The 20028-nt window shown below is 66.0% G+C and carries 20 protein-coding genes and 2 pseudogenes; 16 read left to right on the top strand and 6 right to left on the bottom strand.

Annotation, left to right across the window (positions count from 1 at the left end; all coding sequences use genetic code 11):
- Positions 1-7: 7 nt before the first annotated feature.
- The 3 genes from AC4BGB_RS03535 to AC4BGB_RS03545 all read right to left on the bottom strand — a co-directional run bounded on the left by AC4BGB_RS03535 (position 8) and on the right by AC4BGB_RS03545 (position 2644).
- Positions 8-784, bottom strand: a complete 777-nt coding sequence (locus AC4BGB_RS03535) for a vWA domain-containing protein (RefSeq protein WP_490544769.1) — start codon at positions 782-784, stop codon at positions 8-10.
- The gene (locus AC4BGB_RS03540) at positions 781-2310 is read right to left on the bottom strand and encodes a hypothetical protein (protein ID WP_490544771.1); all 1530 of its coding nucleotides are present in this window, start codon (positions 2308-2310) and stop codon (positions 781-783) included. Before AC4BGB_RS03540 ends, AC4BGB_RS03535 begins: the two co-directional genes overlap by 4 nt.
- 130 nt (positions 2311-2440) lie before the next feature.
- Positions 2441-2644: a hypothetical protein gene (locus tag AC4BGB_RS03545; protein ID WP_490544772.1), complete on the bottom strand. Its 204-nt coding sequence runs from the start codon at positions 2642-2644 to the stop codon at positions 2441-2443.
- A 315-nt stretch (positions 2645-2959) separates the two neighbouring features.
- Between AC4BGB_RS03545 and AC4BGB_RS03550 the strand changes: the two genes are divergently transcribed.
- From AC4BGB_RS03550 to AC4BGB_RS03565, 4 genes are all read left to right on the top strand, one after another.
- Positions 2960-3916, top strand: a complete 957-nt coding sequence (locus tag AC4BGB_RS03550) for a hypothetical protein (protein ID WP_490544774.1) — start codon at positions 2960-2962, stop codon at positions 3914-3916.
- Entirely contained in the window at positions 3913-4350 is a 438-nt protein-coding gene (locus AC4BGB_RS03555; protein ID WP_490544775.1) for an HIT family protein, read from the top strand. The genes AC4BGB_RS03550 and AC4BGB_RS03555 overlap by 4 nt, the downstream gene beginning before the upstream one ends.
- A 118-nt stretch (positions 4351-4468) precedes the next feature.
- Positions 4469-4975, top strand: coding sequence for a hypothetical protein (locus AC4BGB_RS03560; protein ID WP_490544777.1), 507 nt, complete (start codon positions 4469-4471; stop codon positions 4973-4975).
- Positions 4972-6111 carry an inositol-3-phosphate synthase gene (locus AC4BGB_RS03565; protein WP_490544779.1) on the top strand — a complete coding sequence of 380 codons (1140 nt, stop codon included), beginning with the start codon at positions 4972-4974 and terminating at the stop codon, positions 6109-6111. The genes AC4BGB_RS03560 and AC4BGB_RS03565 overlap by 4 nt, the downstream gene beginning before the upstream one ends.
- Here the strand turns inward: AC4BGB_RS03565 and AC4BGB_RS03570 are convergent.
- Positions 6084-6734 carry a hypothetical protein gene (locus AC4BGB_RS03570; protein ID WP_490544781.1) on the bottom strand — a complete coding sequence of 217 codons (651 nt, stop codon included), beginning with the start codon at positions 6732-6734 and terminating at the stop codon, positions 6084-6086. The two genes, AC4BGB_RS03565 and AC4BGB_RS03570, sit on opposite strands and share 28 nt — an antisense overlap.
- 181 nt (positions 6735-6915) lie before the next feature.
- On the opposite strand from AC4BGB_RS03570, the gene AC4BGB_RS03575 reads away from it, so the two are divergent.
- The 3 genes from AC4BGB_RS03575 (at position 6916) to AC4BGB_RS03585 (ending at position 10889) form a co-directional block, all read left to right on the top strand.
- Positions 6916-7968: a hypothetical protein gene (locus AC4BGB_RS03575; protein ID WP_490544783.1), complete on the top strand. Its 1053-nt coding sequence runs from the start codon at positions 6916-6918 to the stop codon at positions 7966-7968.
- Positions 7969-8496: 528 nt separating this feature from the next.
- Positions 8497-10026 (top strand): hypothetical protein, encoded by a 1530-nt coding sequence (locus tag AC4BGB_RS03580; protein ID WP_490544785.1) that lies wholly within the window; start codon positions 8497-8499, stop codon positions 10024-10026.
- Entirely contained in the window at positions 10023-10889 is an 867-nt protein-coding gene (locus AC4BGB_RS03585; protein ID WP_490544786.1) for a DNA adenine methylase, read from the top strand. Before AC4BGB_RS03580 ends, AC4BGB_RS03585 begins: the two co-directional genes overlap by 4 nt.
- 86 nt (positions 10890-10975) lie before the next feature.
- On the opposite strand, the gene AC4BGB_RS03590 is transcribed toward AC4BGB_RS03585, so the two are convergent.
- The gene (locus tag AC4BGB_RS03590; RefSeq protein ID WP_490544788.1) at positions 10976-11368 is read right to left on the bottom strand and encodes a hypothetical protein; all 393 of its coding nucleotides are present in this window, start codon (positions 11366-11368) and stop codon (positions 10976-10978) included.
- Between the two features lie 198 nt (positions 11369-11566).
- Between AC4BGB_RS03590 and AC4BGB_RS03595 the strand changes: the two genes are divergently transcribed.
- From AC4BGB_RS03595 to AC4BGB_RS03625, 7 genes and pseudogenes are all read left to right on the top strand, one after another.
- Positions 11567-11866 (top strand): hypothetical protein, encoded by a 300-nt coding sequence (locus AC4BGB_RS03595; RefSeq protein WP_490544790.1) that lies wholly within the window; start codon positions 11567-11569, stop codon positions 11864-11866.
- On the top strand, positions 11866-13029 hold the full coding sequence (locus AC4BGB_RS03600) for a hypothetical protein (protein ID WP_490544792.1): 1164 nt from the start codon (positions 11866-11868) through the stop codon (positions 13027-13029). Before AC4BGB_RS03595 ends, AC4BGB_RS03600 begins: the two co-directional genes overlap by 1 nt.
- Positions 13013-13252, top strand: coding sequence for a helix-turn-helix transcriptional regulator (locus tag AC4BGB_RS03605; RefSeq protein WP_490544794.1), 240 nt, complete (start codon positions 13013-13015; stop codon positions 13250-13252). Before AC4BGB_RS03600 ends, AC4BGB_RS03605 begins: the two co-directional genes overlap by 17 nt.
- A gap of 247 nt (positions 13253-13499) precedes the next feature.
- Positions 13500-13961, top strand: a pseudogene (locus AC4BGB_RS03610) (tyrosine-type recombinase/integrase); the annotation flags it as partial.
- An 82-nt stretch (positions 13962-14043) separates the two neighbouring features.
- A pseudogene (locus tag AC4BGB_RS03615) lies at positions 14044-14265 on the top strand (site-specific integrase); the annotation flags it as partial.
- A gap of 545 nt (positions 14266-14810) precedes the next feature.
- Positions 14811-15770 carry an alpha/beta hydrolase gene (locus tag AC4BGB_RS03620; protein ID WP_490544796.1) on the top strand — a complete coding sequence of 320 codons (960 nt, stop codon included), beginning with the start codon at positions 14811-14813 and terminating at the stop codon, positions 15768-15770.
- A gap of 263 nt (positions 15771-16033) precedes the next feature.
- Entirely contained in the window at positions 16034-16486 is a 453-nt protein-coding gene (locus AC4BGB_RS03625; protein ID WP_490544798.1) for a MarR family winged helix-turn-helix transcriptional regulator, read from the top strand.
- A gap of 8 nt (positions 16487-16494) precedes the next feature.
- Here AC4BGB_RS03625 and AC4BGB_RS03630 read toward each other — a convergent pair whose 3' ends face one another.
- Positions 16495-17181 (bottom strand): NADPH-dependent F420 reductase, encoded by a 687-nt coding sequence (locus AC4BGB_RS03630; protein WP_490544800.1) that lies wholly within the window; start codon positions 17179-17181, stop codon positions 16495-16497.
- A 67-nt stretch (positions 17182-17248) separates the two neighbouring features.
- Between AC4BGB_RS03630 and AC4BGB_RS03635 the strand changes: the two genes are divergently transcribed.
- Together AC4BGB_RS03635 and AC4BGB_RS03640 are read left to right on the top strand one after the other, a co-directional pair.
- Positions 17249-19111: an FAD-binding oxidoreductase gene (locus AC4BGB_RS03635; RefSeq protein WP_490544802.1), complete on the top strand. Its 1863-nt coding sequence runs from the start codon at positions 17249-17251 to the stop codon at positions 19109-19111.
- The gene (locus AC4BGB_RS03640; protein ID WP_490544803.1) at positions 19108-20022 is read left to right on the top strand and encodes an LLM class flavin-dependent oxidoreductase; all 915 of its coding nucleotides are present in this window, start codon (positions 19108-19110) and stop codon (positions 20020-20022) included. Before AC4BGB_RS03635 ends, AC4BGB_RS03640 begins: the two co-directional genes overlap by 4 nt.
- The last annotated feature ends 6 nt before the right edge of the window (positions 20023-20028 follow it).

Below are 20028 nucleotides of genomic sequence, written 5' to 3' on the forward strand. Positions count from 1 at the left end.
CTTCTCTCTACTTGGTGGATGCGGTCGGTGTTGCGGTGCCGAGCTCAAGGCCAAGTGCATCGGCGTAGAGCTCGGCGATCGTGGTGGCGAGGTTCCGCACGGACAGGTCCTGGACCCGGGTGAAGGAGCCGAAGGCGACGGAGCGCCAGTTGGCCTCCATCTCCGGGCCACACCCGCCGCGGGGGTCGATCAGGATCAGGTGGACCGAGCCCTCCGGAAGCGCGGCCACCGCGGAATGGGTCTCGGCCGTGACGTCCTCGATGCCGTCGGTCGGGACGAAGATGACGGGCATCTCGTCGGCGGCAAGACTTCCGAGGTGCTCGGCGGTCCGGCGCAGGGCAGCGGGCAGATCGTTGCCGCCAAGCGACCCGCGATTGCGCAGCGCCTGCTTCAGGGTCTTGAAGTGGCGCTTGACGTCCATCGGGCCAACGACCAGCTCCGCCGGTGCAGTACTCCCCCATGGCACCACCAGGCCACGTCCACCTCCGAAGCGCCGCTGCAGCATGAAAAGGCTCTCGCCCGCGGCCCCGATCGCGTCGTCCGGATCGCCGCCCCAGGTCGCGAAGATCGACCCCGAGCGGTCCGGCACGATGGCGAAGATGGACCGTCGGAGCTGGGCACGGATCTCCTGGCGGGAGCCGCCCGAGAGCGGCGGCAGCGTGATCGCCCGCGCCATGGTCTTCTCTCGCGGCGGACCCGGGATGTACCGACCGCTCGTGACCGGGCGACCCTTGTTGAGGTAGCGCCGCCCCAGCACAGGGCGGCACCCTTCGTCCGGCTTCACGCCAGCGCCTCGTCGTCGTTGGCTTCAGCGTCGTTGGCTTCAGCGTCGAGGTCTTCATCGATGTGGTCGATCGGGCGCTGGTTCGGAACGGGGCGCAGCGGCGTCGCGGGGCTGGAGACGGCCTCGCCATCGATGTCGTCGTCGACCGGAGCGATGGTGGCGATCTCGTCGAGCTCCGGCAGGTCGAGCTTGTCGATCTCGATCTTGTCGATGCGGGCGCGGAGGACTGCGAGCTCAGCGAGCGATGCCGCCTTGGCGTTCATGACCGTTCGCGTGCTGATCTTGTTGAACACCGGAAACGCCGTGATGCCGGTGAGGCGGGCGAGCAGGTCGCCCTCGCCGTACTCCGTCGGCACGAGGTGGGCGCCAAACAGCTTCTCCTGGGCGGGCTCGAGCTGGGAAAGCTTGTAGCGCCGCTTGTAGGCCGCCTGCTGGCCGCGGACGTTCGCTCCGTCGGCACCAGCGTGGTGGCCGGCCTGCGCGATGAGCGTGTCGCGCTTGTCAACGTCGGCGTTGAAGTTGCCGGCCGACTCGGAGAAGGTCGCGATCTTCGCGTCCATGGTCGTCTCGGCCTCGACGGCCTTGTTGTTGATGCTCTTCCAGTTCTTCGCTTCCGGATTTGCGCTGGCGAAACCGAGGGCAACCGCGGCGGCGAGGATGACCCCCTGGATGCCGAGGAACGCCAGACCGTTCGACGGAATACCGAGCGCCGACAGATACTCGGTGCGGATGGAGCTCAGCGCGACGAGCCCGCCGATGGCGCCGGCGAGGCAGAGACCAACCCAGACGTAGTCGAAGATCGCCGGCTTCGGGAACACCTCGCGGTTGTCCGGACCGGCCAGCCGACGCTGCTCCAGCGCGTGCTCGATGCGGCGGATGTGGCATCCGGCGTACTCGCCGAGGAAGACCAGCGCCACGACCGACGAGAGGGCCGCGAGGTGGAGATCGTCGGTGAACGCGACGCCCGGAATCCACGGCTTGTCGGGCAGGCCCATGATCTGGAAGCCGAGCGTGATCAGCCCCCAGTCCCCGACGAACAGGAGGACCATGAGCCCGACGAAGACGAGCGATCCCTTCTGCGACGGGATCGGCAGGCCCGCGGCGGCCATTTTCTGGCGCTGCACCAGACGGCGCTTCTCGGCCGACTTGTGGACGTCGATGGCTTGGAGTGCGTCGGACTCGTCCACAACGACCTTCGGCTGCGCCCGCTCGAGGCTCTCGTCCACGGCCTGAACGGCACCGCGCAGGTCGTAGCCGATGATGTCGGTCGCGGTCTCGTGCCCTTCGGCCAGGTGGTCGCAGGCGTCGGGGTGTGAGTTCTCCCTACCGATGGCCTCCGGGTCGAGCAGCCCAACCTGGCCGTCCTCGATGCTCTTCTGCTCGATCGCGGCCTCGGAGATGCCGGTGTTGTAGGCACCCGCCCGGGACGTCGACAGGTTCGACGACGTCGCCGGCGGCAGGGCCTTGCGCGCGGGCACGGCGGCCCCGGTGGTGGGGCGCATGGCCCGCTTGAACTTCTCGAACATGCTGTACTCCCTGATCTCGTTGGTCACTCGGACCGGGGCGCCAGCGCCCACGGGTTCCCAGACGCCGGACGGCGCACCGGGACGGACGGCGTCGGCGAGGCGCCGACGCCGTAGGACGCGACCGCGGAGATCACGGCGCCACCGCCAAACCGACGATGCGGACGTGGTTGAGCCCGGCGAGGAACAGGCGCGCGTGGGTACGAGCGCCTGCTTCCGTCGGAGCGGCGACCCATCCGCCGCCGGCAACTGTGCCGTCGGGGCTGATCAGCTCAAAGAGCCAGCGGGTCTCGAACCTCGAGGAGGTAGCGTTCGTGGTGGCCGCGGTCGTGTCCATGTGGACTAGCGTTCACGCTGAAAATTCCCACGGCAGCCGCCGATTTCCCCGAAAACGTGAAAAGTTTCACGCTGCTGCCCGTTAGGCTCCAGACCCATGGTGGCGAATGGGGCGGACGCGACGAGCGAGTCGTCAGATCAGCCAGCGTCATTCGACGCAATCCTACGAGATCTGAAGCGACTTCGTCTTGGACCGGGCCTCGCCGATCCAGCACGGATGCGTCACGCAACCAGCCTCCACACCCTGCCCATGTTCTTGGTCGAACCTGATCTGCGGCCGGACATCTTCTGGCGGTATGTCGATACCATCCGCGAAGTGAGCGAGATCCCGGTTCCGAACGGGGCCGTGGGCCGCACGCCACCTTCCGGACGCGACTGGCACAAATTGCTGGAAACCATCTTCAACCGGTACAGCTCGGCGTACGTGCTGACTGACCGCGTGCACAAGATATGGAAGGACATACGGAAGGAGTTCCCAGGGTTGTCCTCCTACTACGGCGTCACATCACCGACGTCGTCGCGCTGGAATGACGTCGCCGTCGACGCGGTCGAGGTGCTCGCACGCTGGATGGTCGGCGAGTCGCCGACGCCACTCCGTGTCGACACCGACCCTGTTGCCGGTGTCCCGGACGCGTCTCAGGCGTCCGTCGTGGTGTGCACGTCGGCGATCCACTACTCCCGTCTGATCGTGGCACGTGAGTACGGGGCGTCCCGGATCGACCGCATCCCCAAGCGACTTTCGGTCTTGTTCAAGAGTGAGGCCGCAGTTGAGGAGATCGCCGAGCAGCGATTCGGACCCGGCAGCAGCCAGGTCGACGCCTACGTGCAGGAACATCGCGAACGCAAGTCTCAGTTCTTCGAACAGCTCGACAACGGCCTCCGATGCAGGGAGATCTACTCCAAGAAGGAGTTGCAGGCCTACCTCAGGTCAGGAACGCATGGCCAGACAGTCAAGCTCGAACGAACCCATATTTTGGCCAACGTCAAGAACTGGCTCGACTGCCTCACGAACTACCCGGGCTACCTTGCAGCCCTCACGGACGAGACTGTCCCGTTCAAGTACCAAGTCGTGAACGGCACCACCGTGATCCTGCACGAGGCAGTCAGTGGCAATGACCGTGACCGCCTGAATGCAATGTGTATTACCTCCGTCCCGACAGGTCGCGAATTCCTGGCTGACTTCGACCGCATTTGGGATAGGACTGATTCTGATTTCAGAAGAGCCGAGAACATCGTACAGTGGGTTCACCAACTAATTTCGGAGACTTCATGACCAGCCTCGACCATTTGACCAAATTCAATCCCGAGGAACTCCTCGTTCTTGACGGGACGCACTGGCTCATTACCGTGCGCGGAAAGCAGCTGACTTTTGGTAACACCGTCGTTCTCCCAAAGCGCCCAATCCCAACATTCGATAATGTCACCGCGGACGAGGCCGTTGAGTTGCTCCAACTCCTGGGTGCCCTGGAAACAGTAGCCCTGACGAACCTCGGCGCCGACCGAGTGAATGCAGTCGCAGCGATGATGAAGGACCCGTTCGTCCACTTTCACTTCTTCCCGCGTTACTCGGAGTCGAAGGCGGTACTCGGTCGCGAGTGGGTCGATGAGGATTGGCCGCGGGCCATCAACCTCCGCGACGTCGACACTTCACCGGAGGTTCTGACCGAGCTCCGGGATCTGATCAGCGCAGCGCTTGCAGCTCAGTGATGTAGTCGGAGGCAAGGCGAGTGGCATCCTGACACTCGCTGGCCTTGGCCTCCCCGTCCCTGCGACGTCAATCGTTCCACAGCTCCCGTCAGGGTTTCCAGCCATGGGATCTGACCGCGTGATCATCCGACCGAGCGAGGCCGGGGGTGGTCACAGTGATCCACTCGTGGCCCAGGCTGCTTCGGGGTCGCTCCACAGCGCGATCGCCGACGAACGCTCGTGGGATGACTCACGGCGCATGTATGACGACATCGACGACCGGGTCGCCGCTTACGTGCTCCAGCCATGCGTGGGGTACACGCTGGGCATCATGGGCCACACCAACGTCAGGACGGGCAAGACGTACGTCGCCGTCGCCTCGTCGCTCGCCGAGCTGACTGATGGCGACGAGGCAATTTTCGAGGCGGTGTTGATCGCGGATGGCAACCGGACGTTTGCCCAGGCGACCACGCTCCCCCGAGACGTCGAAATACTATTGGCTAAGCTTCACCAGAATCTGCCACGCCTATCGGAATGGCCCACAGCCGAGGTGGTGGAATGGGAGGCCGCATATGGCGAGAGCACAATTATCTTCCTGCAATGCCAAGCATCGACAGCCGAGATCCCCGACTGGAGTCGACCATGAAGTTCGCAGTTATCGTTATCGGCGCCAGTGGTTCGAACAGTAAGATGTTGCTCCACTACCTCACCGAGTTCGCGAGCGACCCGAAGAGTGCGCGCTACGGGCTATCGTCGCTCCCGATCTTCGACCAAGATCGACTCGTTAGGGCTGAGCAGATTGTCGTTGCCGGCTGGGACGTACGTGGCGCTGACCGCGAGGTTGGGCTAGAGCCCGGATGCGTCACACTCGGGCTCCGGTCCGCCACGAGCGACACGCTCCTAGGCGACGAGGAAGGCGGACGCGAATGGCGCACCGTCGGAGACGGTGCAGACCTCGTCGAGCAGGAGATCAGAGAGTTCGTTCTGGGAACTGCCAGCGACGCCGCCCTTGTCATCAACCTGGCCTCCCCCGCTCGCCGATCTGTAGCGGGCGACTCACAGGCATCGTCCGACGCGATTCGGCAGACCAGCGCCACGGAGGCTGCGTCGGCCTACGCCTACCTCCTTGGCGCTCTGCAGGCCGGCGCGCACTTCATCGACTTCACGCCGAGCCCGACACTGGAGGCCGCGGGTATCGACGTCATCGCATCGGGGACCGGCGCACAGTTTGCCGGTCGCGATGGCTCGACCGGCCAGACTTATCTGAAACTCATGCTGGCCGGCGCGCTGGCGACCCGCGGACTGGCGATCGAGAACTGGTACAGCACCAACGTGCTCGGCAACCGGGACGGGCAGGTCCTCGAGATCCCGGGCGTCGACGTAACCAAGATCCACGACAAGGCATTCGGGCTGAACACCATCGCCGGCCTAACGGAAGGCGAGCATCGAATCGATATCCGCTACATGCCGGCCCTGGGCGACGCCAAGGAAGCCTGGGACTCGGTCCTGTTCCGGGACATCTTCGGCAATGTCGGCGAACTGCAACTTCGCTGGAAGGCCCTGGACACCCCTCTCGCGACTCAGTCCCTACTCGACCTCGTCCGGGTGTTCCTCAGCACTGCGGCCAACCACCCGCCCGGCCTACGGCGTGACCTCGGCTTCTTCTTCAAGCATCCGATGGGAGCTCGTCCCCGGACGCCGGAGTACATGTTCACCGACTTGCTCGATGCGAACAGCCAACTCCTGCTCCCGGGCTACGGTCGCGCGGATCTGGCCTGGTAATCCGCTCGAGCCAGGCTGAGCGTCGGCTGGTCGTCAACGTCGAACACCGACAGAGTCGGCACGGCGAGGACCCGCGCGCCGGCAGCCACCGCGCGCTTCATCAGTTGGGTGTCCGTCAGGTCCCGATCAGAAGAGTTCACGAGTTGAACAAAGAGCCGGCCGAACGCCGCGTTCAGCAAGCGAGCGCCCGAGAAGACCATCGAGCTCTGCGCGACGTCCTTACCGTACGAAGTGACCAGCGACGGCTGGCCATCCTCGTCGGGGTCGGTGTGAACGAAGATCGGTGCTGCGTCCGACTCCATCCACTGTGAGATCGCGAGGATGCACACCGGGGCGTCAGTCGCGAGCTGTCCGGCCGCGTCACCAAGGGCGGCTGCAATCTCGCCCAGTTCGCCGTGGAGGTCACTGGTCGTGAGGAAGACGTTTGCGCCTTCCGGCGACTCCTCAAGTAGCTTCGCCACCGCACCGCCCGTCCCCGGGAACGACTGGCGGACAGGACGCACGTCGGCGGTCACCGCGGCGCGAATGTGGTCGACGATCGGCTGGCCCTCTGAACCGACGGCGACCAAGTAAAGATCTGATCCCAGAGACTTTCCCTCGTCCAAGATGTAGTCGATGAGCACGCGAGCAGCCCCGACCGGCTCAAGTGGCTTCAGGCCGCCGTCGGGTCCATACAGGCGCGATCCAATCCCGCCCGCCATTAGCGCGTGAACTAGCATCGCGAGCATGCTAGCCGTCCGTGGCCGCGTGGTGCTTCCGCATTCTGCTAGCGGCAAGATCGCCCCGGTTGGAGAACCTGGAGTCGTGATCGCGTGGGCCGACGCCCTCACGGTTCCCGTCGCCCGTACGTTTCTGGCCTCCGGAGCGACCATCCTGGTTACCCGGAACGGAAATCCGGTGTGCCACGGCGCGAACCTGCTGCGGGTCGCCATGCTGCACGGCCGAGATCTCGGCTGGATTACCGGCGTCACGCTCACGGGAAGCGGCGAGGCGTCCGTTGGTGCGCGAGGCGAAGTCACCATCCACTCGGGTAACGCCAGACTCGCGGGGAAGCAGTCGGGCGCCCCACTGGCGATGTTCGAGTACGTCGGGGCGAGGCGAGGCGCGGTGTGTCTCTGGCCAGATCGCACCTACACGCCAGCCGAGTTCGAGATGCAGCAGGTCGGTCTCATGGAATCCGCGACTGCGATATGCGGCCAACACGTCAAGGTGTCGACCGACCACCGCGGAAGGATTTGGTTCGAGTCCGGCGTCCTCGACGAAGAGTTGATCCGCTCGCAAGCGCTCGATCGAAACACCGCCAAGATCGCCCTCGACGCTATGACTACGGCGTACGACGACTTGGCCGACAGGATCAGAATCGTCCCGGTTGAACAGGTCGACATGGAGCTTCTGCGGACGCTCGGGTCGACATTCTTTGCTCACCTGCTCTTGTTCCACGTCTGCTACGGAGAGGTGATGGTGACTGCAGCGGAAGCCCTCAGGGCGACCGCCGCCCCCGCAGCAGTACTCGATATCGCGACAACCAACGGGACTTCGCGATGGTTGTACGACTTGCCGGTGTTTCAGGACGCCGCGAAACACGGCACGCCGTCCAGCTGGTGGGGCGTCCTGCCTGAACGGACAGTACGGGCGACTTGTGCAGTCACCTTACGAGAGATTCGAAAGGCAACCGGACCGGACGAGTGCTGGGCCGAGGACATCGAATGGCTCGCCACGATGGCTGTCGTCAAGGAGATGAAAATGGTGCTGGCGAAGAACCTATTCGCAGGGGCGGCCGCGATCGAGTCCAGATTCGCTGGCCTTCGGGAGCCGGGCCGCGTGCCGCACGGCGTCGACTCCACACTAGGTAGGTAACATCTAGTTCGTTGCGGAAGGCCCACGCGACACACGACCTAGCCGGTCCAGCCGCTCGTACAACCTTCGGGAATGTCGGCGTCTCGTCCTTGGCCCTACGCCTCTCGTACTCGCGGCGTGCAGACGATACCGCGATTCCCGCAACTTCAGGTGCGAACTCTACTTGTAACCGCGTCCGGGTCGCCTGCCGCAGGAAGAGTGGCGTCGTCGCTCGGACACTCGACGCATCGCACCGACTTGGTGTGGCGCTCATAGATCGCCTCAGATCGCGCAGCCAACCGAATCCCGCAGAGTCGACAAGTCCCCGCGTAGCGGAGCCCCATCTGCCGCTCTGGCGGGTTGGTCGCCTGAAACTTCGGCGGTCATGGTCCGCACGCTATTTGCCGGGCAGCAACGTTGCCTGCACCGTTGGGCAGTAGGTTGTGGGACCACCTCAGGAACATGGCTGCAATCTGCGCCCCGCCGACGTACGCCACGGATAAGGTTGGCCTTCGACGTCTCGTTGAATGGTGGTGGTTGGAGGAAACCGTGCTGGACACATCTGCTTGGCAGCGACTGACGCTGCGCGTCCAGGACCAGTTGCTTCTCGACCCCAAGAACGTCCGGCTCGAGACCACGAGCGCTCAGGTTGAGGCCGACATTATCGAGGACCTGTTCGACAACGAGAACGCCTTCGACCTCGTCGACGCGATCGCGAAGATTGGCTACCTCACGCACGAGGTGCCTATCGTCGTCAAGCGCAAGGGCAAGTACATCGTCGTCGAAGGAAACCGCCGGCTTTCCGCTCTGAAGGCGATCCAAAACCCCAAGATCGTGCCTTCATACGAGTCCCGGGTCGCAGCTTGCGCGAAGGCTATGGGCAAGGTCCGCGACAGCCTCGCAAGCATCGAGGTTCTCGTAGCACCGAACCAGACTCAGGCCGACCAACTCATCGCAGCCCTTCACACCTCAAACCCACGCAAGCCGTGGTCCCCGGCCCGCCAGGCAGCGTTCTTCCAGGCCCAGATCGATGCTGGGCGGAAGTACAAGCAGCTACTCGATCGATACCCGACGGTCGACGTCCCGGATTTCGTGCTGCGTGCCCGCCTGGTGAACCGCTTGAAGCAGGCCGTCACCGGGGAACCGGACCTCGCCGACTTCATCGGCAGCAAGGATTGGAAAACCGGCTTCTCGGCACTGACGCGAATCTTCGAGTCCAAGGACTTCCGCGACGTCACCGGTATTGGCCTTGATACCGACGGCACCCTGCAGACATCGCTCGATGATTCTGCCTTCGACGCCGTCGCCCGCCTGATCGTTCAAGGCATGCAGGAGCGCAGCATCAATACCCGAACGCTCAACAAGGTCACGAGCCCCCGGTTCATTCAGCTCATGACAGAGATTCGTGCGGCCATTGGACAGTCGCCTACTGCCGGTACCGGCGGTGGAGGCACCCCAACCCCCGGCGGTGAAACCGGTAGCAGCTCCACGGGCGCGGGCGGCGCATCCGGCGGTCCGGCTGGAGGAACTGGCGGCACCGGCGAGGCTCGCGGCGCTGGCGGCGCGACTGGGAATACCGGTCAGGCCGGGCACGGACCGACCAAGCCAACTCCGAAGGACAAGTCGAAGGCCAAGACCACGGCGTTGCCCATCGGCAGTGTCACGGTTCCCGACGCATTCGGAGAGCCACTTAAGGCGCACTTCGCCGAGCTCTCGGTGATCAATATTCAGCGGACCCCCAACGCTGCGTTCCTGATGCTTCGCGCGATCCTCGAGAAGTCGATCAAGGCGTACGCCGATGCGAAGGGTGTGGAGATCGCGAAGACCAAGCACCAAAACAATGGGCGCGTGCAGCTCCACAACTGCCTAACGTGGGTCGTCGAGTATTGGGGCACGCACAAGAAGGATCTAGTCGATCCGGCCCGCCGGGTTCAGGGCGGACGCCTCGCCGAGTTCACGCAGACCAAGGACGCCCTCAACGCGGCGAACCACAACTACAAGTTCAGCGTTGACTCAACCGAGGTCGAGCGAGCTTGGGAATCCATCGATCCGATCCTTCGCGAATTGTTGGCGCCATGAGCGCCACAGTTGCCGCCAGGAAACGCGTGCTGGCTTCACCGCTCCGGTACCCGGGCGGCAAGGGAGCGCTCTACGGCCGGTTGCGGAAAGTGATTCGCGAAAATGAGCTGGCTGGCTGCACGTACGTGGAACCGTACGCGGGCGGAGCAGGAGCCGGACTTGCACTCTTGGTCACGGGTCAGGTCAGTCGAGTCGTCATCAACGACCTCGACCCTGCGATCCACGCCTTTTGGGCGTCGCTGAAGGCCGAGCCGGAGGCGATGATCGATCGTGTCAGGAAGGTGCCGCTCAACGTCAAGGAGTGGCAAAGGCAAAAGAAGATCTACAGCTCGCGCGGCAGCGATGTCAGCGCACTGGGCTTCGCAACCTTCTACCTCAACCGAACCAATCGATCTGGCGTCCTAAATGGTGGTCCGATCGGTGGTCTCGATCAGACTGGAAATTACCTGATCGACGCTCGGTTCAACCGAGATGGTTTGGCTGAACGAATCCGCACTCTCGGATTGTTCAGAGATCAGATCGAAGTGACCAGCACAGATGGCCGTGCCGTCGTCCGGAAGTACGCCGCCAAGTCAAACACCTTCGTGTACGCCGATCCTCCATACTTCGAAAAGGCGGGTTCCCTGTACATGAACTCGTTCAACGCCGAAGACCACGAGGCCCTCGCCAAGGAGCTCAACTCCAAGGCCGCAGGCACTTGGCTGCTCACGTATGACGCGGTGCCCCAGGTCGACGAGCTGTACGCCGAGCGCCGGGTGCGCCGATTTGGCTTGAACTACTCGGCTCATCGCGTCGTCAAGGCAACCGAAGTAGCCGTCTTGTCAGACTCACTGCTGGATGTCGGGGAAGGCTGGGAGCTTTAGTCGGGATCGTGGCGCTTGCTGCGGTTGGATCGGGCGACCTCGCGCGATCGAGCGTGGTCGCCCGAAACCGGCACCTAGATCTCCCCTCAGCTTTCCTCGAAACCCGACTGGTCGAACTTGAGGGTTCGGGCGTTCTCGGAGACCGTGCGGACACGGCTCTCGTTGAAGCCCTTCGAGTCGGTGGCCTCGATCTCGATCCGAACCGTGACGCTCGTGTTCTCGCCGGAACGAAGGTGTGCGAGCACCTCGTCGGCAACGTTCTTGAACTCAAGTGCGATCTTGTCGGAGTTGAGCGTCTTGACCCCGTAGAAGCGGGTCGGCCAGACGATGTCGACCTTCGGGCCAGGACCGGGCTGCGGGACTGGGTCGCGATCTGCGGTACGCGCCTCGACCGCGATCGCCCGACGCGCCAAAGCGTCTGGCCCGGCGAGAAGGGGGTGGAACTGGGCGGCGAGATCTCCATCGCTGACCGCCTGCACGACTTCGAGGAGGTCGTTCGGGCCGACGTACTCAGACGGAAGGCCGCCGAAGCCGTTGCCAGGCAGTCCGTGCTCGGCTGAGCCAGATCCGCCCCATGGGCGCCGCCGCACACCTTCGTTCCACAGGCTACGCGTCCTTTAGCGACGCGACTCGACGCACTGGCGACGGTGGCATTCCAGCCACGAAAGGAGTTGGTCGTGCTTCTCCCCCACGCACTGACCTTGGCGCAAGCGCGTTCCTACCTCGCTGCGCTCGCGGATCAGGCCTCGACCATCGACGCCTCGTCGGCGTATGAGCACGTTCTCATCGAGCTCGATCGCGTCCACCGGGACGAGAGCCCATCGGCCGACACCGACGGGCTGACTGAAGACCGGGCCATTCTGCTGGCTGTCACCACGTCAGCGCTGGAGCAGCTGGAGCAGTACGGCGTCGACCCGCTCACCGTCGAGCTCATCATCGCCATGCTCGATGACGCATACACCTTGGACGGCATCTGATGTACGGGGAGACCGGCGCGGCGATGCGTGCAGAGTTCGCAGCACTTCTCCGGCAACACCGAGTGCAGCAGCGGCTGGCCGGGGCGACGCCCGAGGATCGCGAGGAACTCGGCGGACTGATCCGGACCTACCGGCAGACCGTGATCGTCTGGTTGGGCCAGGCGATGCGCGCCGCCAGCCCGCTCGCCTTCTCCAACATGCCGCCGGCACAGCCCAACCCGTTCCGGTCAGTCAGCTCGAGCGGCTCCCACCTGACCGCGGCAAGCGAACTGGCGCGGGCGATCGAGCTCGCAAAGAAGCAGTCGACCGCGAGCCCCGCGTCAACCGAGGTTCTCGCCACCCCGAACGCCAACCCGATGGTGGACCGCTGGCGTCTCGCCGCCTGTGCCGCGGCTCTCGCCGAACACGACACCAGCGAGCGCGTGGCCGCGCATATGACCGCGCCACAGGCCCAGGCTCTGGTCGGCGACGTCGCCGCCCTGACCCAGGCACTGGTCGTCCTCGACCAGCGGTACAAGAACACACCCAGTTGGGAGCCGCTCGCCCAGAGTGCCCGCCTCGGCTGGGCCTCGCTGGCCGCAGCGCTGGACGTGAATCTCGGCCGACCTGACTACGCCGTCGATCACCTCGGCTGGCGACCGAAGACGAAGGTCATCACCGGCGCGGTCCGTCCCGGCGCCCTCGGCGTGCTGCAGGCTCAGCACAACCTCGTGGTCCGGATGAATTCGGTGCCCAACGCGACGAACCTTCGCCTGATAGTGGATTCCCAGCGCCTCGTCTCCGCGCACCTCGCGCCATTCGCCGCCCGCATCGACGAACGTCTCTCCGAACGCTGGGCCGAACGCGCCGAGACCTACTCCGCCATGCAGAGGCAGCTACGCGAGATCGGTGGCCTTGCCGGGGTCGAGCGTGGTGCCTACTTCAAGCGAGTGACGCTCCCGTGCCTTGTTGGCGGAGGCGGACGGTTGGTCCACCCGGTCCGCGAACGCTTCGTCCCAATCACATCGGCGACCGATTTCGCGGTCGTGAAGACCGTCCGCGCGCGACTGCGCCCAAAGGACGAACTGCCCACGGCCGCCCCGGGACCGACGCGAGTCGACCTGCACTCAGCGCTTATCCATCGTCCGACCAAAGGAGGGGTTGTCGATGTCCCAAACATCTAATTCCCGCCAGACTGTCTCCCGGTCGCGCACTGTGCTGGAGCGCCTGCTCTCGGTTGACGAGGTAGCCGAGTTCCTCGGGATCCCCGTCTCGACGCTGTACCAATGGCGGCACCGAGGTTGCGGACCGGACGCGTACCGCGTCGGCCGTTACCTCCGCTACGACCCCGCGATCGTGCGGTCGTGGCTCGAGGAGCACGGGGTCGATCACGATGGCGTGGGTTGAGCGGCGCGTTCGCAAGGACGCCAATGGCAAACAGCAGACCACCTATCGCGTGCGGTGGCGCGAGCCCGACGGGCGCGCGAGGGCGAAGTCATTCCCATGGAAGGTCGACGCAGACAGATTTAAGGCGAACGTGTCAGCGGACCTGGTTCGCGGCCACTACTTCGATCCGGACGCAGGCAAGGTCCCGTTCGACGCGTACGCCGCGAAGTGGCTTGCGGCTCAGACCTTCGAGCAAAGCACCGTCGAGATGGTCGAGCTGCGCTTCCGACTACACGTGATGCCGACTCTCGGCTCTCGGAATCTGGCCGACTTCCAACCGTCGACGATCCAGGGGTGGCTGCGAACACTCACTGGCCTCTCGGGCAACTACCAAAAGGTCATCTACGCCAACGTCTCCTCCGTCTTCACTGCGGCAGTCGACAACGGTCTGATCCCCCGCAACCCATGCAAGGCGCCTTCAGTCAAGCGTCCTAAGTCGGACCCCAGAAAGCTGAAACCGTGGACCCGTGAACAGGCGATGGCTGTTCGGGAGCAACTGCCCGAGCGCTACCAGCTGGTCATCGACCTCGGCGTCGGCTTGGGCTTGCGCCAGGGCGAGATCTTCGGGCTCTCGCTGGCCGACATCGACCTCAACACGGGCGAGATCGAGATCAATCGTCAGGTGAAGGTCCTTGGCGGAAACCGCTTGATCTTCGGGCTCCCGAAGGGACGGAAGGTCCGAACGGTTCCTCTTCCCGATGGTGTGCTGGAGCGGATCAACCAGCACGTGACGCGCTTCCCTGCCCCGCTCGGTGACCTTGCCCTGGGATCGCACCGACGGAAAGCCACGCACCGTCGACCTGCTGCTCTTCACGCGCGAGACCGGTGCGCTCAACCGGAACTACTTCAACTCTTCGGTCTGGCGTCCCGCGCTCAAACGGGCGGGGTTGGAGGTCAAGCGGCAGAACGGGTGTCACGCATTGAGGCACTTCTACGCGAGCACTCTGCTCGACTCAGGCGAGTCGATCTTGGCTCTCAGCGAGTACCTCGGCCACGCCGATCCGGGATTCACGCTCCGGACCTACACTCACCCGATGCCCTCGTCGACCGAGCGGACGAAGACCGCGATCGACGCGATGCTGGCGGGCGACGCTGTCGAGCCCGACCCCGAGGACGGCGCCGACGGTAGTGAGCAGTGATGCTGCTCCGCTGTGCGTACCCACTGCACCCCCGCGGCGCCTGTATGGGGCGTTTGCGCAGGTCAGCACGCTGAATCACTCACTACTACGACATCTGATTCGTAAACTGGTCGAATTCCTCATTCGATCACCGATGGCCCCCGGTTCCCCGGGGGCCATCGTCATTTCTGGGCCCGGCAGTCTGTCGTCGAGCTCGACTCATGGGCTCGGTCGAGCGCGCCTAGGGAGGGGCGGGCGCCCGGGTGACACGGGCCCGACGCGGGTGCGGACCGGGGGGTGCACGGGGGCGACCAGCGGCCTTGGTCGAAGAGGCTCATGGCCTACCGACCAACAGCTGCACACCGCCGGTGGCGGCGAGCAGCCGAGCAAAGGACGACGACATGACCACATCCGAGGTCGTTCTCGAACCCCAGGCTGCGGAGTTCGCCGCCGCCACCGCCGACCCGCCGTACCTGTTCGACCTGGGACCGGTGGAGGGCCGCAAGACAGTGGACGAGGTGCAGTCCGGCGACATCACCAAGCCCGAAGTCCACGACGAGTGGCTCACCGTCGAGGGCGGTCCTACCGGATCGGTCCACGTCCGGGTCATCAGGCCCCTTGATGCCGATGGCCCGGTGCCGGTGATCCTCTACCTGCACGGCGCCGGCTGGGTCTTCGGCAACGCGCACACCCACGACCGTCTGGTGCGCGAGCTCGCCGTCGGCACCGGTGCCGCGGTGGTCTTCCCGGAGTACGACCTGTCCCCCGAGGCTCGCTACCCGATCGCGATCGAGCAGGGCTACGCCGCGGCGCGCTGGGTGGTCGACCACGGTGCCGAGCGCGGGCTCGACCCCACCCGGATCGCCGTGGCCGGCGACTCGGTCGGCGGCAACATGGCGGCGGCGCTGACGTTGATGGCCAAGGAGCGCGGCGACGTCCCCCTCGTCCAGCAGGTGCTGTTCTACCCGGTGACGAACGCGGCCTTCGACACCGCGTCCTACGAGGAGTTCGCCACGGGATACTTCCTGCGTCGCGACGCGATGGAGTGGTTCTGGGACCAGTACACGAGCGACGACGGGGAACGCGCCGAGATCACCGCATCACCACTGCGGGCCACGACCGACCAGCTGACCGGCCTGCCCCCGGCCCTGGTCATCACCGCCGAGGCTGACGTGCTGCGCGACGAGGGCGAGGCGTACGCGCGCAGGTTGCGGTCGGCCGGAGTGCCGGTCGTCGCGACCCGCTACCAGGGCGTCATCCACGACTTCGTGATGCTCAACGCCCTTCGCAGCACCCACGCCACCCAGGCCGCGATCGACCAGGCCACATCGACCCTGCGTACGGCCTTCGGACACGCCTGAGACGCAGCGAGGAGCGAGTCGATGTCCACGGATCCAGATCGCACCACCGACTACGGCGTCGTCGGAGCGGTGACGGCCGGGTCCACCGTCATGCCGCTTCCGCCCGCAAGCGGCATCGCCCGGACAGCCCTGCCCATGGGCAGTAGATGGTCCGACCAACAGTATGTGTGCCAGCAGACCGAGGTAGCATCGATCGGGTGGAAGATGTCAGCAGCGCGCCGACCGAGGGCATCCCGGGATCTGACCTGGGCTGGTACCTGGGGGTGATCCTGCGCCGATGGCACGAACAAGTGGAGCAGGCGGTGTCCGGGGTGCCGCACGGTCCGCGCGGATACCAGATCCTGTCGTTCGTGGGCCACAACAGCGCTCCGGCGCAGAGCGGTCTGGCCAAGCACCTGAACATCGACAAGACGGTGATGCCCTACATCATCGATTCGCTCGAAGCGGCGGGCCTGGTCGAGCGCCAGACAGATCCGTCGGATCGTCGGGTCCGCAGGATCGCGATCACGCGACGAGGGAGTCGACAGCTGGCCAAGCTCGAGGCCAAGGTGGCAGCGGCCGAGGAGGCCGTGTTCGAGGGCGTCCCGGCCCAGGTCCGCACCGAGTTCGTCGAGCAGGCCGCGAGGCTCGCCATGGGCATCCACCAGGCCGATCACTCCGTCGATGCCTGTGCTGCCGTACTGGACGCCCTCACCGACGAGGTCGCGGATCACTAGCAGCCGGCTCAGGCAGAGATCCGTCCAGGTTTCGCGAGCAGCTCTGTCACCAGCTGCGTGAGGTCCTCCTCGCTCAGGACAGCCCCGAACGCGGGACTTCCGGGCTCGAGGACGCGTCCCGCCCGCAACGGACCGATCCGGAGCGGGTCGAAGCCCAGGTCGTCGACGAGCTCTGCGACGGTCGCGGCCGCCGCGGGGTCGTCGGAGGCCAGCGCGACCGCAACCCGCTCCCGCGCACCGGGCGGGAGGGCGCGCTCGTCCAGGTCGTGGTAGCCGAGATGGTTGAAACCCTTGACCAGTCGTGCCTTCGGGAACGCCCGCTGAAGGTGCTCGCTGGAGGACTCGGCGGGGTCCAGCCAGATGTCGCGAGGACCGTCGATCTCCAGCCAGTGGTTGACAGCGTCGACGACGACCTTGCCGGCCAGGAGGTCAGGGGGCAGGTCGACGTGAGCGCGGAGCGGGATCGCCAGGATGACGATGTCTGCCGTCTCGACGGCCTCCGAGGTCCATGCGGTGCGGACCCCCGGAGCGAGGACTTCCGCAGTCAGGTCGATCGCCGCCGGATCACCCGAAGCGGCCACCAGCACCCGGTAGCCCGCGTCGCGAGCGAGGCGGGCCAGGACCGTTCCGACCCTGCCGAACCCCACGATCCCCACGGTGTGGTCCCCAGCACGATCGATCAGGTGGGAATGCATTGGCGACCCCTTCTGTTAGTTCGTATGTGCAACATACTACTTGCGGCACCAAGGAAAGGGGTCTGATGTGGAGATCGGCGTATTGCTGGACGCGGACAGCGCCGGCCCGGAGGAGCTGGTCGCACTGGCCCGGGCGGCCGAGGAGCACGGGATCGACATCGCGGTGATCGAGGGCCGCGGCCAGGCTGATCCCTGGGCGCTCGCGACGTGGGTCGTCGGAGTGACCTCGCGACTCCGTGTCGGGGTTCCTGCCCGCCCGGACGCCTACGACCCCGTCGACCCGGACTCGTCGGTGGCGGCGGTTGCCGACAAGTCCCGGGCGACCCTCGCCGCCCTTGCCCCCGACCGGGATCTCCCTCCGGGCGCGCGCTGGACCGCAGTCGACGCCGGCGCGGACACCACGGCGATCCGAGACGCCGTGGGGTCGACGATCCCGTTGGTGCGCGTCCGGGACACCGAGGACATCGGTCGCCTGGCTCCCTTGGCTGCAGCACTCGACGAGCTGTCACCAGGCGGCGGGCGGCACCGGTCCGCGCTGGTGCTGGCGCAACGGGTGCCAGGCATCGACTACGACGCCGTGCCGGCCAGCCTGGTCGACGGTGCGGTCGAGCCCGGGGACCCCGAGCACGCGTCGGTCTCCTCGACCTACCTGCGCTCCGGCTCACCGGGGCTGGTCCTGCGGCCGAGGACCGTGGCTGAGGTGGCCGATGCCATCGCCTTCGCCCGCGACCACCCCCAGGTGCCCCTGGGCATCCGGAGCGCGGGTCACGGGATCAGCGGCCGCTCCACGAATCGGAACGGCCTGGTGATCAGCGTCGGCGCGCTGGACGGGATCGAGGTGCTTGACGAAGCGCGCCGGCTGGTGCGCATCGGTCCCGGCCGGACCTGGAAGCGGATCGCGCACTCCCTCCGCCCGTACGGCTGGGCGCTCGGCTCGGGCGACTACGGCGGCGTGGGGGCCGGCGGGCTCGCGACGGCCGGCGGGATCGGCCTGCTCTCCCGCAAGCACGGCCTCACGATCGACCGCCTGCGCGCGGTCGAGCTGGTCCTGGCCGACGGCACGCCCGTGCGCGCGTCCGAGACCGAGAACCCCGATCTGTTCTGGGCGGTGCGAGGTGCCGGGGCGAACTTCGGGATCGCCACGGCCTTCGAGTTCGAGGCCTCCGTGGTCGGCGAGGTGGGGTGGGCGCAGCTCACGCTGGTCACCGACGACATCGAGGAGTCCCTCTACCGATACGGGCAGGTGGCCGGCAACGCACCGCGCGACACGACCGCCTTCTTCGTCACCGGCCGGCGGCACCAAGGGGTGTGGGTGGTGTCGCTGTTCGTCGTGGTCGACAACCCCGACCCCGACATCGTCGTCGAACGCCTGACGCCGTTCCTCGAGCTGGGACAGCTGGCCCGCCAGCAGGTCGTGATGACGCCCTACTCCGGGGTGATGGACAACGCCGTCGACATCGGACCCGAGGGTCAGCGGGGCTTCGGCGAGCCCGTCTCGCGCTCGGCGTTCATCCCTACTCTGACCCGCGAGTTCGCACACGACGCAGCCGAGCTGCTCAGCAGCGACCTCGTCTACTTCCTCGAGCTGCGCGCCATGGGCGGAGCGATCGCCGACGTCCCACCGGACGCCATGGCCTACTCCCACCGCACCCCCATGTTCCAGCTCGCCGCGATGAGCTCGAGCGACGATCTGCTCTCTGCGCGGTGGGAGCGGCTGCGGCCGCACTTCGACGGCCTCTACCTCAGCTTCGAGACCGATCGACGCCCGGAGCGGCTGCTCGACGCCTTCCCACCCGGCGTCTTCGACCGGCTGCGCCGGCTCAAGGCGCAGTACGACCCCGACAACCTGTTCCGCGACAACTTCAACATCCCACCAGCAGGCCACACCGTGGTCGACACGAGCGGCCTCGTCGACGAGGAGACCCCATGACCAGCCACGACTACGGCCACGACCTGCTGTTCGGCAGCTTCGTCACCCCGGTGGGCCGGCCCGCGCGACGCGCCGTGGATCTCGCAGTCGCATCCGAGCAGGCGGGGCTGGACCTGGTCACGTTCCAGGACCACCCCTACCAGCACCAGTTCCACGACACGTCCACCCTGTTGACGTTCGCCGCCTCGAAGACCGAGCGGATCGCCCTCAGCGGCAACGTCACCAGCCTGCCGCTGCGCCCCCCTCTCGGCCTCGCCCGCACCGCGGCGACCGTCGACCGGCTCTCGGGTGGCAGGTTCCGTCTCGGGATCGGCGCCGGAGCGTTCTGGGACGGCATCGAGGCCATGGGTGCCAGGAGGCTGAGCACCGGACAGGGCATCTCCGCCCTCGCCGAGGCGATCGGGATCATCCGCGACGCCTGGGACACCGACTCGTCGGAGCCCTTCACTCACGAAGGAGAGTTCTACCGGGTCAGCGACGGTCGCCGGGGGCCATTCCCCCAGCACCCGATCCCGATCTGGGTCGGCGCCTACAAGCCCCGGATGCTCGCCCTCACCGGCGCGTTGGCTGACGGCTGGCTGCCCAGCATCGAGTACGTCGAAGGCGGCCTCGCGGGTCTGGCGGAGTCCAACGCCCGCATCGACGACGCGGCCCATGAGGCGGGACGACAGCCGGCCTCGGTACGACGACTCATGAACTTCATGCACGCCAGCCTCAGTCCGACCGGGCGGGGGTTCCTCGACGGCCCGCCCGAGGCCTGGGTCGACCGGCTCACCCTCATGGCACTGGAGCACGGCATCAGCGCCTTCCTGATCGGCGGGGACGACCCCGTGACCCTGGCCCGTTTCGGCAACGAGATCGCCCCAACCGTCCGCGACCACGTCGCGCAGGCGCGTCAGGGCAAGGAGTAGGTGGCA

It is taken from the genome of Nocardioides sp. Z30_9, assembly GCF_058215735.1.

Excerpts from the sequence above, each read along its gene's own strand:
- AC4BGB_RS03540 (WP_490544771.1), bottom strand. The coding sequence starts at position 2,310 with ATGTTCGAGAAGTTCAAGCGGGCCATGCGCCCCACCACCGGGGCCGCC.
- AC4BGB_RS03545 (WP_490544772.1), bottom strand. The coding sequence starts at position 2,644 with ATGGACACGACCGCGGCCACCACGAACGCTACCTCCTCGAGGTTCGAG.
- AC4BGB_RS03555 (WP_490544775.1), top strand. The coding sequence starts at position 3,913 with ATGACCAGCCTCGACCATTTGACCAAATTCAATCCCGAGGAACTCCTC.
- AC4BGB_RS03565 (WP_490544779.1), top strand. The coding sequence starts at position 4,972 with ATGAAGTTCGCAGTTATCGTTATCGGCGCCAGTGGTTCGAACAGTAAG.
- AC4BGB_RS03585 (WP_490544786.1), top strand. The coding sequence starts at position 10,023 with ATGAGCGCCACAGTTGCCGCCAGGAAACGCGTGCTGGCTTCACCGCTC.
- AC4BGB_RS03600 (WP_490544792.1), top strand. The coding sequence starts at position 11,866 with ATGTACGGGGAGACCGGCGCGGCGATGCGTGCAGAGTTCGCAGCACTT.
- AC4BGB_RS03605 (WP_490544794.1), top strand. The coding sequence starts at position 13,013 with ATGTCCCAAACATCTAATTCCCGCCAGACTGTCTCCCGGTCGCGCACT.
- AC4BGB_RS03620 (WP_490544796.1), top strand. The coding sequence starts at position 14,811 with ATGACCACATCCGAGGTCGTTCTCGAACCCCAGGCTGCGGAGTTCGCC.
- AC4BGB_RS03630 (WP_490544800.1), bottom strand. The coding sequence starts at position 17,181 with ATGCATTCCCACCTGATCGATCGTGCTGGGGACCACACCGTGGGGATC.
- AC4BGB_RS03640 (WP_490544803.1), top strand. The coding sequence starts at position 19,108 with ATGACCAGCCACGACTACGGCCACGACCTGCTGTTCGGCAGCTTCGTC.